The sequence below is a fragment of the Achromobacter sp. 1012554356 genome, from assembly GCF_059760815.1.
The window spans coordinates 1-10,536 of the sequence record NZ_JCBANC010000105.1; the positions used below are offsets into that span (position 1 = coordinate 1).

The window sequence follows — 10,536 nt, forward strand, 5'->3', positions numbered from 1 at the left end:
GTCAGGGTGTGGGTTTGGGGGGGTGCGGCGCGGCGGCGACATCGCAACGCACGCCGGAATCCAGCAACACTTGGGCCAGCGGTTCCTGCGGATGCGCATCGGTAAAGAAGCGGTCGATCTGCGAGATATGCGCCAGTTCCACCATGGCCTGGCGCTTGAACTTGCTGCTGTCGGCGGCCAGCCAGACCTCGCGCGATTGCTCGATGATCGTGCGCGCTACGCGCACTTCGCGGAAGTCGTAATCGCGCAGGGTGCCGTCGGCCTCGATGCCCGAAATGCCGATCAGGCCGATGTCGACCTTGAACTGGCGGATGAAATCCATCGTGGCTTCGCCGACGATGCCGCGATCGCGCGAGCGCACCACGCCGCCCGCGACGATGACTTCGCAATCCGGGTTGTCGGACAGGATGTCGGCCACGTGCAGGTTGTTGGTGATGACGCGCAGCCCGCGATGGCGCAGCAGCGCGCGCGCGATGGCCTCGGTGGTGGTGCCGATGTTCAGGATCAGCGAACAGCCGTCCGGCACGGCCCGCGCCACCGCTTCGGCAATACGTTGCTTGCCCGCGGCGTGCAGGCCCTGGCGCTTGCGGTACGCAATATTCTCGATGGTGGACGCCTCGATGCGCACCCCGCCATGAAAGCGCGACAGCAGGCCGGCTTCGGAAAGGATGTTGACGTCCCGCCGCACGGTCTGCAGCGTGACGTCGAAGCGTTTGGCGAGCTCTTCGATAGAGGCCGAGCCCTGGGCCCGCACCATTTCGATCAGCGCGCTCTGTCGTGGATTCAGTGTCATGAGCGAATGATAAAACAACAAAAGCGAAAAATAATGACGCACCGCAAGATTGTTTTTTGTTCGCTTCTTCGGTAAAACGCACAAAAAACGAAAGCCATCTGAAAGAGTATGCTCATCATGTTGCGTCCGCGCGGGAATGCGGGGGGCGTGCAAGCTGGGACGCTGTGCCGAATACCGAAGTCCGTAAAACAGGGACGTATAAGTAGGTTGAGGAGACTAGATGCAGCTGACCTTGGACGGGATAGCTTTGCGGGCCGGCTCGCAGATGCACCTGTATCCCATGAGCCTGGCCCCGGTTCCGGGCGCCATGACCGTCCTGCTGGGGGCCACCCTGGCCGGCAAGACCTCGTTGATGCGCATCATGGCCGGGCTGGACCGGCCCTCCGAAGGCCGCGTGCTGGCCGATGGCGCCGACGTCACCGGCGTGCCGGTCCGCCAGCGCAACGTGGCGATGGTCTACCAGCAGTTCATCAACTATCCGTCCATGCCGGTCTACGACAACATCGCCTCGCCGCTCAAGCTGCGCGGCGAGCGCGACACGCGTGAAAAGGTCCACGCCATGGCGGCGCGGCTGCACATCGACCATCTGCTGGAGCGCTATCCGTCCGAGCTGTCGGGCGGGCAGCAGCAGCGGGTGGCGCTGGCGCGGGCGCTGGTCAAGGATGCCCCCCTGATCCTCCTGGACGAGCCGCTGGTCAATCTGGACTACAAGCTGCGCGAGGAGTTGCGCGACGAACTGTCGGAATTGTTCGCGCTGGGGCGCTCGACCGTGGTCTACGCCACCACCGAACCGGGCGAGGCGCTGTTGCTGGGCGGCCACACCGCCGTGCTCGACGCCGGTGAACTGCTGCAATACGGTCCCACGGCCGAGGTCTTTCACCGCCCCAATTCGATCCGCGTGGCGCGCGCCTTCAGCGACCCGCCCATGAACCTGTTCGCCGCCCGGCGTCACAACGGCGGTTTTGTGCTGCAAGGCGATGTGGCGGTGGATCGCGCGCTGCCGGCGGGCGGGGATGCCGAGATCACGGCCGGCCTGCGCGCCGGCGCGCTGGATGTGGAATCGCGGCCCGGCCATGTCGAGCTGCCCGGCCGGGTCAAGCTGGCCGAGATCTCCGGATCCGACACCTTCGTGCACGCCGAGACGGCCGCAGGCGACGTGGTCGCCCAATTGCCCGGCGTGCACCGCTACACGCTGGACGAGCACGTGCGGCTGTATTTCGACCCCGCGCAGACCTACGCCTTTGGCCCGGATGGCGCGCTGCGCGCGGCGCCGCGGCAGCCGGCGGGGGCGGGGGAGGTGGCCTGATGGCGCAGATCGAGCTGGACCTGTCCCATTCGTACGTCGCCCACCCCAAGTCCGACGACGACTACGCGCTTTTGCCGTTGCAGTTCACCTTCCGCGACGGCGGGGCCTATGCCCTGCTCGGGCCTTCGGGCTGCGGCAAGACCACGCTGCTCAATTGTGTGTCAGGCCTCTTGCGGCCGTCGCACGGACGCATCCTGTTCGACGGGCAGGACGTCACCGACAAGACCCCGCAGGCGCGCAACATCGCCCAGGTGTTTCAGTTTCCGGTGGTGTACGACACCATGACGGTCGCCGAGAATCTGGCGTTTCCGCTGCGCAACCGGGGCGTGCCGCCCGAGCGCATCCGCGAGCGCGTGGGCCGCATCGCCGAAATGCTGGAGATGTCCGGTGTACTCGATCGCCGGGCCAGCGGGCTGACGGCCGATGCCAAGCAGAAGATCTCGCTGGGCCGCGGCCTGGTGCGCAGCGACGTGTCCGCGATTCTCTTTGACGAGCCGCTTACCGTGATCGACCCGCAGCTCAAGTGGGAGCTGCGCCGCAAGCTCAAGGAAATCCATCACGAGTTCAAGCTCACGCTGATCTACGTAACCCATGACCAGACCGAGGCGCTGACCTTTGCCGACCAGGTCATGGTCATGGCGCGCGGCCGTGCCGTGCAGGTGGGCAGCGCCGACGACCTGTTCGAGCGGCCCGCGCATACCTTCGTGGGCCATTTCATCGGGTCGCCGGGCATGAACTTTCTGCCGGCCCAATGGCGCGATGGCGCGCTGAGGGTGGGCCAGCACCGGCTGGACGGCGTACCGGTCGAGCTGGCCGCCAAGCTGGAAGGCGCCGGTCCCGTCAAGCTGGGCGTGCGTCCCGAATACCTGCGGGTTGCCGATGCCGGCGCAGCCGGCGCCGTGCCCATGCGCGTGGAACGCGTGCAGGATGTGGGCACCTACACGCTGCTGGTGGCTGATTTTGATGGCACGCCGGTGCGCGCCCGCCTGGGCAGCAACGTCGTGGCCGGGGGCAAGGACGCCACGGTGTGGCTGACCGTGCTCAATCCCCACACCTGCTTCTACCGCGACGAGGAGCTGATCCGATGAAACCCACCGATCACCGGGCCTGGTTCCTGGTCATGCCTGTCGTGCTGTGCGTGGCGTTCTCGGCCATCCTGCCGCTGATGACCATCGTCAATTATTCGGTGCAGGACATCATCTCGCCCGAGCGCCGCGTCTTTGTCGGCACGGAGTGGTTCGCCGCCGTGCTGCAGGACGATGAGCTGCACGGCGCGCTGTTCCGGCAGATCGGGTTTTCGTTTGCGGTGCTGCTCATCCAGATCCCGCTGGGCATCCTGCTGGCGCTGTCGATGCCGGCCAGCGGCTGGCGCGCGTCGGCCGTGCTGGTCATCATCGCGCTGTCTCTGCTGATTCCGTGGAACGTTGTGGGCACCATCTGGCAGGTGTTCGGCCGCACCGACATCGGCCTGCTCGGCGCCACGCTGTCCTGGCTGGGCGTGGACTACAACTACACGGGCAACGACTTCGATGCCTGGGTCACCGTGCTGGTCATGGACGTGTGGCATTGGACGCCGCTGGTCGCGCTGCTGTGCTACGCGGGGCTGCGCGCCATCCCGGATGCGTACTACCAGGCCGCGCGGATCGACGGCGCTTCGCGCTTTGCCGTGTTCCGGTACATCCAGCTGCCCAAGATGCGCGGCGTGCTGATGATCGCGGTGCTGCTGCGGTTCATGGACAGCTTCATGATCTACACCGAGCCGTTCGTGCTGACCGGCGGCGGCCCCGGCAACGCCACCACCTTCCTGTCGCAGTACCTGACGCAGAAGGCGGTCGGGCAGTTCGACCTGGGGCCGGCCGCGGCGTTTTCGATCATCTACTTCCTGATCATCCTGCTCTTGTGCTTCATTCTCTACAACTGGATGCTGCGCGCGGGCACCACGGGCGGTTTCGACGAGGAGCGGGGCAATGCGTGAGAAAACCACCTGGTGGCGCGCCGCCTTCCTGACGTTGTACCTGGTGTTCGCCATCCTGCCGCTGTACTGGATGCTGAACATGTCATTCAAGTCGAACACCGAGATCGTCAGCACGCTGACGCTCTGGCCGCGCGACTTCACGTTCGAGCACTACCGCACCATCTTCACCGATCCGGCCTGGTATTCCGGCTACATCAATTCGCTGATCTACGTCGTCATCAACACGGTCGTGTCGCTGGCCGTGGCGCTGCCCGCCGCCTACGCGTTCTCGCGTTACCGCTTCATCGGCGACAAGCACGTGTTCTTCTGGCTGCTCACCAACCGCATGACGCCACCCGCCGTGTTCCTGCTGCCGTTCTTCCAGCTCTACAGCTCGTTCGGCCTGATGGACACGCACCTGGCGGTGGCGCTGGCCCACCTGGTGTTCAACGTGCCGCTGGCGGTGTGGATCCTGGAAGGCTTCATGTCCGGCGTGCCGCGCGAGATCGACGAGACCGCCTATGTGGATGGTTACTCGTTCCCGCGCTTCTTCCTGACGATTTTCCTGCCGCTCATCAAGTCGGGCGTGGGCGTGGCGGCGTTCTTCTGCTTCATGTTCAGCTGGGTCGAACTGCTGCTGGCGCGCACGCTGACGTCGGTGAACGCCAAGCCCATCGTCGCGACCATGACGCGGACGGTGTCGGCCTCGGGCATGGATTGGGGCGTGCTGGCGGCCGCGGGTGTGCTGACCATCGTGCCGGGCGGCATCGTCATCTGGTTCGTGCGGCACTACATCGCGAAGGGCTTCGCGATGGGCCGCGTGTAGGGATCGGGATAAGGGAGGGCGTGCCCATGTTCAGCTGGATGGTGTGGACCACTCCGGTCGCCGTGTTCTTCAGCTGCATCGTGCTGATGCTGGCGGGCATGACGATCTGGGAACTGAAGTCGCCCACGCAGGAGCGCAAGGGGTTTCTGCCCCTGCGCACCACGCGCGGCGACCGGCTGTTCATCGGTCTCATGGCCGCGGCGTGGCTCAACCTGGCGTTTCTGGGGTTTGGCCAGAAGGCGGTCGAGTGGTTTTCGCTGGATCAGCCGCCATCGGTATGGATCAGCTTCGTGCTGTCCATGCTGCTGCTGGCGTTCATCATGAAAAAAGGGTGAGAGAAGGGCGCCAGACCCTTCGTTGGTTTCGGGCAGTCAGGAAAAGGACTATCGGCCAGCGTCTTCCCCGGCCAGCGGTCCGCAGCACGATAGGGGAAGACTTATCGAGGAGACAGGTCATGAAATTGCGCATGCACGCCATGGCGGCCGCTATCGCCCTGATCGGAACGTCAGGGGCTTGGGCCGGCGAGCCGGAGGCAAAGAAGTGGGTCGATTCGGAGTTCCAGCCTTCGTCGCTGTCCAAGGAACAGCAGATGGCCGAAATGAAATGGTTCATCGACGCCGCGGCCAAGCTCAAGGCCAAGGGCGTCAATGAAGTCAGCGTAGTGTCCGAGACCATCACCACGCACGAGTACGAGTCCAAGGTGCTGGCCAAGGCCTTTGCCGAAATCACCGGCATCAAGGTCAATCACGACCTCATCCAGGAAGGCGACGTCGTCGAGAAGCTGCAGACGTCCATGCAGTCCGGCAAGTCCATCTACGACGGCTGGATCTCCGATTCCGACCTGATCGGCACCCACTACCGTTACGGCGCCATCCTGCCGTTGTCCGACTACATGGCAGGCGCCGGCAAGGATTGGACCAATCCCAACCTGGATCTGAAGGACTTCATCGGCACCAAGTTCACCACGGCGCCCGACGGCAAGCTCTATCAGCTGCCTGACCAGCAGTTCGCCAACGTGTACTGGTTCCGCGCAGACTGGTTTGCGCGGCCGGACCTGAAGGAAAAATTCAAGGCCAAGTACGGCTATGACCTGGGCGTGCCCACCAACTGGTCGGCGTACGAAGACATCGCCACGTTCTTCTCGAACGACGTCAAGGAGATCGATGGCAAGCGCGTCTACGGCCACATGGACTACGGCAAGAAGGACCCGTCGCTCGGCTGGCGTTTCACCGATGCGTGGCTGTCGATGGCGGGCGCGGCCGACAAGGGACTGCCCAACGGCATGCCGGTCGACGAATGGGGCATCCGCGTGGCCGACGACAAGTGCACGCCGGTCGGCGCGTCGGTGTCGCGTGGCGGCGCCACGAACAGCCCGGCCGCCGTGTACGCGCTGACCAAGTACATCGACTGGATGAAAAAGTTTGCGCCGCAGCAGGCCATGGGCATGACCTTCTCGGAAGCGGGACCCGTGCCCGCGCAGGGCCAGATCGCCCAGCAGATCTTCTGGTACACGGCCTTCACCGCCGACATGACCAAGAAGGGGCTGCCGGTCGTGAACGACGACGGCACGCCGAAGTGGCGCATGGCGCCGTCGCCTTACGGCCCGTACTGGAAGGACGGCATGCAGAACGGCTACCAGGACGTAGGCTCGTGGACCTTCTTCAAGTCCACCAACCCCGACAAGATGGCGGCGGCTTGGCTGTATGCGCAGTTCGTCACGTCCAAGTCGGTGTCGCTCAAGAAATCCATCACCGGCCTGACCTTCATCCGGGACAGCGACATCAACAGTGAGTTCTTCACCAAGAACGCGGCCAACTACGGCGGTCTGATCGAGTTCTACCGCAGTCCGGCACGCGTCGCGTGGACGCCCACCGGCACCAACGTGCCGGACTATCCGAAGCTGGCGCAATTGTGGTGGAAGAACGTCGCCACTGCCGTCACCGGCGAAAAGACCCCGCAGGCGGCCATGGACAACCTGGCCAACGAAATGGATCAGGTGATGGCGCGGCTTGAACGGGCGGGCATGGCGCAGTGCGCGCCCAAGCTCAACCCCAAGAGCGATCCGAGCAAGTGGCTGTCGGACCAGCACGCGCCGTGGAAGAAGCTGGCCAATGAAAAGCCCAAGGGAGAGACGATTCCCTATGATCAGCTGCTGTCGGCGTGGAAGGCGGGGAAGGTGCGGTAAGCGCTTTCCGTCCGGTCCGTGCATGAACGCCACAGGCTGCCTGTGGCGTTCTTTTTTGGCTTGCGTGCCCAGGCAAACCGGATGGCCGGGCGTGTCACAATCTCGCCAGCCGCGCGGCGCGCGCCCTTGAATCTTCCGCATTCCGTCCTGCATGCCCCTTGCCAAGCTTGTCCCATCCCTGGTGTGCGCCGTCCTGGCGCTCTCCGCCGGTGCGGCGCACGCCGCCGGCTTCCAGCGCCTGAACCTGCCCATGGACCAGAACGGCCCCGGCCTGCAAGGCGCGGTCTGGACGCCGTGCGCCGAGCCCGCGGGCGAGATCAAGGTGGGCCGCATCGCCATTCAAGGGGTGCAGGGCTGCAAGTTGCCGGACGGGCGCTACCCGCTCATCGTCATGTCGCATGGCTCGGCGGGCTCGTATCTCAGCCACCACGACACCGCCGCCGCGCTGGCCGACGCAGGCTTCGTGGTTGCCGCGATCAACCACGTGGGCGACAACGCGCAGGACAAATCGCGGCAGGGCTATCTGTCGATTTTTTCGACCCGGCCCCGCGAAATGCGCCGGCTGATCGACTACATGACGGGCGTGTGGCCGAACAAAGCCAGCCTTGATGCCGAAAAGATCGGCTTCTTCGGTTTTTCACGCGGGGGGTATACGGGCCTGGTGCTGGCCGGCGCGGCGCCGGATCTGGCTGCGGGGCTGGCGATCTGTGCCGACCAGCCGTCGCTGCCGATGTGCCGCGACATCGCAGCCGGGAAGGTGCCGCAGCAACCATATCCGGCGGACGCGCGCATCAAGGCGGCGGTCATTGCCGATCCGCTCAATGTCTTTTCGGGAGACGCGCTCAAGCGCGTCACGCTGCCCATTCAGCTGTGGGCGTCGGAGCGGGGCGGTGAGGGCGTCAGCCCGGCCAGCGTCGAGGCGGTGCGCCAAGGGTTGGGCGCCGCGCCGGATTACCAGATGGCCGCTGGCGCTGGCCATTACGTGTTTCTGGCGCCGTGCTCGGCCGAGCAGGCCGAGGCGCTACCCGGCATCTGCCGCGACGAGGCGGGCGTTGACCGCAGCGCACTCCATCAAGCGTTGAACGCTCGCGTGACGGCGTTCTTCAAGGCGCGGCTGCAATAGCCGCGCGCCCGATCAGTGAATGACGCGTGCAGCCCGGCGCGCATGCTTGATTTCATACATGCGCGCATCGGCCAGCCGCACGGCGGCCTCCGCGTCCAGGCCGGCGGGATCCAGCGCCACCACGCCCGTGCTGGCCCCTTCATAGCCAATGGTGGTGTCGCCCAGCTTGTATCGCCCCATCGTGGCGGCCAGGATGCGCGCTTCCATCGCGCGCGCCGCTTCTTCGGCCTCGGCCTGCGGCGTCACGCCGCCCCCGTCCGACCGCTTGCGGGTCAGCTCGGGGCCGGGCCCGATCAGGACAAATTCGTCGCCGCCCACGCGTCCCACCATGTCCGACCCCCGCAGCGCTGCCGCGATGCGCCGCGACGTTTCCTGCAGGAAGGTGTCGCCCGCCTGGTGGCCGTACGTGTCGTTGATGCTCTTGAATCCATCCAGGTCGATGACACCGACCAGCACGGTGGCCTGTTCGCGCACGGCCCGCGCCAGCAGACGGTCCAGCGCCTCGAAAAGCGCGCGGCGGTTGGGCAGGCCCGTCAGCATGTCGGTCAGTGCATAGGACATGAGTCTGACGTTGGCGGCGTGCAGCTCTTCGACCAGCATTTCGCGCTCGATGAAGCTGGCGATCACGCTGGAAAACAGTTTCAGCACGGCTTCGGCCTGCGGGTTGATCTCGTGGCGCCGGGCGCTGGCCGCGCACAGGGTGCCGTACAGGGCGCCGTCATCGGCGCGGACGGGCGCACTGACGTAGGTCTGTATGCCAAGCTGCCGGGCCGCGTCCGAGTCGGGCCAGCACTGCGAGACGTCGCTGGTGCACATGCGGCCTTCGTCCAGTGCGCGCTTGCACAGCGTGTCATCCCAGGGCACGGACAGGCCTTCCGGAATCTGCAGTTGCCCCACGTTGCGCGCGTAGCGCACGTGCTGCAGATCGGCCTTCAGGTCGATCGAGGTCAGGTAAGTGGATTCAAGTCCGGTGACGGCGCCCAGCATGTCCAGCAGCGGGCGGGTCAGTTGCTCGACCGACTTGGCGGCGGGCAGGGTCGTCGAAAGTTCGGCGAGGATGGGATCCAGCACGGCTGCTCCTGGATGCATGGTCGGATGAACTTGCGGCCCGTGCTCCATGCCGGAGACCGGGCCGCCAATCTCGCCATTATGCACGGCCTTGGGTCCAGGCTGAAGACCGCTTATGCCATCACCAGCGACCGGTGCGCGCACACGCCCGCCATGACGCCCGATGCGCTGGCCAGCGTGGCATTGGACATCGGCGTGGACGCGTCTCCCGCCGCGAACACGCCAGGCACCGTGGTCTGCTTGATTTCGTCCACCCGGATGACGGGGCCCAGCGGCCCTTCGTCGAACGCGCACCCCAGCTGTTCGGCAAGCGGACTGGCCATGTGCGCCCGGCTGGCGACGAACAGTGCACGCAGCGGCAGCTCGCGGCCATCGGCCAGCACCACGCCGTCTAGCGCAGGCGCTTCGCCCAGCAGCGCGACCACGGGCGTGCGCTCCACGTGGACACCGCGCGCGGCAAGATGCCGGGCTTCGTCGGGCGTCGGTTCGAACTGCCCCTGCGTGAAATACGTGGTCGGGCCCCAGTCGGGCAGCATCATGGCCTGATGGGCCGACATCGGATGCGCGGCCAGCACGCCCAGCGGATTGCCAGCCACTTCATAGCCATGGCAATACGGGCAGTGCAGCACGGTCTGGCCCCACCGTGCCTCGAGGCCGGGCAGCGGCGGCAATTCGTCGCGCATGCCGGTGGCCAGGATCAGGCGCGCGCCGCGCACCTGCTGGCCGGTGGTCATCACGACGTCGAATCCGCCGTCCTGCGGCAGGGCCTGAATGGCTTCGCCGTCCAGAAACGCAACGGTCGGATAGCGGGCAAGTTGCGCACGCGCGGCGGCCACGATCTCGTGCGGCGGCACGCCGTCCTGGCCCAGGAACCCGTGCGCGTGGGCCGCATAGCGGTTGCGGGGCCGCGCCGCATCCACCAGCAAAACCTGCCGGCGGGCGCGTGCCAGTTGCATGGCGGCGGAAAGGCCGGCAAAGCTGCCGCCGATGATGATGACGTCGTAGTGCATGGGAACGATCCTCTCGCAGGGGTTTCGATACTTGATAAGTTGCATGATAGGGGTGCAAGCGTTCTTATGCAACTTATGTTGTTGCGGTCTTCGCCATTGCGACGGGGAATGCCGCTTGCTGGAACTTGCCCCGCCGGGAGCCGGGTTGCGCCGGTCCCCCGGGCGGGACTACCCTGAATTCCTCTACACCGGCAGCCGTCCACACGCGCCGGCCGCCAAGGAGACTGGCATGCAGCACACGACTGACCTGAACGGCCGCGTGGCCGTGGTG

At 65.7% G+C, this 10,536-nt stretch carries 10 protein-coding genes; 7 read left to right on the top strand and 3 right to left on the bottom strand.

Annotated elements, in window-relative coordinates; translation table 11 throughout:
• Window position 1: 1 nt before the first annotated feature.
• Window positions 2-793, bottom strand: coding sequence for a DeoR/GlpR family DNA-binding transcription regulator (locus AC6LJW_RS29005; protein ID WP_200949357.1), 792 nt, complete (start codon window positions 791-793; stop codon window positions 2-4).
• Window positions 794-1,013: 220 nt separating this feature from the next.
• On the opposite strand from AC6LJW_RS29005, the gene AC6LJW_RS29010 reads away from it, so the two are divergent.
• From AC6LJW_RS29010 to AC6LJW_RS29040, 7 genes are all read left to right on the top strand, one after another.
• Window positions 1,014-2,099 (top strand): ABC transporter ATP-binding protein, encoded by a 1,086-nt coding sequence (locus tag AC6LJW_RS29010; protein ID WP_498088931.1) that lies wholly within the window; start codon window positions 1,014-1,016, stop codon window positions 2,097-2,099.
• A complete protein-coding gene (locus tag AC6LJW_RS29015) occupies window positions 2,099-3,187 on the top strand; it encodes an ABC transporter ATP-binding protein (RefSeq protein ID WP_498088932.1) in 1,089 nt (362 codons plus the stop codon). The genes AC6LJW_RS29010 and AC6LJW_RS29015 overlap by 1 nt, the downstream gene beginning before the upstream one ends.
• Entirely contained in the window at window positions 3,184-4,074 is an 891-nt protein-coding gene (locus tag AC6LJW_RS29020; protein WP_105238721.1) for a carbohydrate ABC transporter permease, read from the top strand. The genes AC6LJW_RS29015 and AC6LJW_RS29020 overlap by 4 nt, the downstream gene beginning before the upstream one ends.
• Entirely contained in the window at window positions 4,067-4,879 is an 813-nt protein-coding gene (locus AC6LJW_RS29025; RefSeq protein ID WP_056560717.1) for a carbohydrate ABC transporter permease, read from the top strand. The genes AC6LJW_RS29020 and AC6LJW_RS29025 overlap by 8 nt, the downstream gene beginning before the upstream one ends.
• A gap of 26 nt (window positions 4,880-4,905) precedes the next feature.
• Entirely contained in the window at window positions 4,906-5,214 is a 309-nt protein-coding gene (locus tag AC6LJW_RS29030) for a DUF2160 domain-containing protein (protein WP_056560720.1), read from the top strand.
• A 119-nt stretch (window positions 5,215-5,333) separates the two neighbouring features.
• On the top strand, window positions 5,334-7,064 hold the full coding sequence (locus AC6LJW_RS29035) for an ABC transporter substrate-binding protein (protein ID WP_056560723.1): 1,731 nt from the start codon (window positions 5,334-5,336) through the stop codon (window positions 7,062-7,064).
• A 151-nt stretch (window positions 7,065-7,215) separates the two neighbouring features.
• Window positions 7,216-8,187, top strand: a complete 972-nt coding sequence (locus AC6LJW_RS29040; protein ID WP_056560726.1) for an alpha/beta hydrolase family protein — start codon at window positions 7,216-7,218, stop codon at window positions 8,185-8,187.
• Between the two features lie 12 nt (window positions 8,188-8,199).
• Here AC6LJW_RS29040 and AC6LJW_RS29045 read toward each other — a convergent pair whose 3' ends face one another.
• Window positions 8,200-9,255: a sensor domain-containing diguanylate cyclase gene (locus tag AC6LJW_RS29045; RefSeq protein ID WP_498088934.1), complete on the bottom strand. Its 1,056-nt coding sequence runs from the start codon at window positions 9,253-9,255 to the stop codon at window positions 8,200-8,202.
• A gap of 113 nt (window positions 9,256-9,368) precedes the next feature.
• Window positions 9,369-10,265, bottom strand: a complete 897-nt coding sequence (locus AC6LJW_RS29050) for an NAD(P)/FAD-dependent oxidoreductase (RefSeq protein ID WP_498088933.1) — start codon at window positions 10,263-10,265, stop codon at window positions 9,369-9,371.
• Window positions 10,266-10,536 lie beyond the last annotated feature (271 nt).

Excerpts from the sequence above, each read along its gene's own strand:
- AC6LJW_RS29020 (WP_105238721.1), top strand. The coding sequence starts at position 3,184 with ATGAAACCCACCGATCACCGGGCCTGGTTCCTGGTCATGCCTGTCGTG.
- AC6LJW_RS29035 (WP_056560723.1), top strand. The coding sequence starts at position 5,334 with ATGAAATTGCGCATGCACGCCATGGCGGCCGCTATCGCCCTGATCGGA.
- AC6LJW_RS29010 (WP_498088931.1), top strand. The coding sequence starts at position 1,014 with ATGCAGCTGACCTTGGACGGGATAGCTTTGCGGGCCGGCTCGCAGATG.
- AC6LJW_RS29050 (WP_498088933.1), bottom strand. The coding sequence starts at position 10,265 with ATGCACTACGACGTCATCATCATCGGCGGCAGCTTTGCCGGCCTTTCC.
- AC6LJW_RS29040 (WP_056560726.1), top strand. The coding sequence starts at position 7,216 with ATGCCCCTTGCCAAGCTTGTCCCATCCCTGGTGTGCGCCGTCCTGGCG.
- AC6LJW_RS29005 (WP_200949357.1), bottom strand. The coding sequence starts at position 793 with ATGACACTGAATCCACGACAGAGCGCGCTGATCGAAATGGTGCGGGCC.
- AC6LJW_RS29025 (WP_056560717.1), top strand. The coding sequence starts at position 4,067 with ATGCGTGAGAAAACCACCTGGTGGCGCGCCGCCTTCCTGACGTTGTAC.
- AC6LJW_RS29015 (WP_498088932.1), top strand. The coding sequence starts at position 2,099 with ATGGCGCAGATCGAGCTGGACCTGTCCCATTCGTACGTCGCCCACCCC.
- AC6LJW_RS29030 (WP_056560720.1), top strand. The coding sequence starts at position 4,906 with ATGTTCAGCTGGATGGTGTGGACCACTCCGGTCGCCGTGTTCTTCAGC.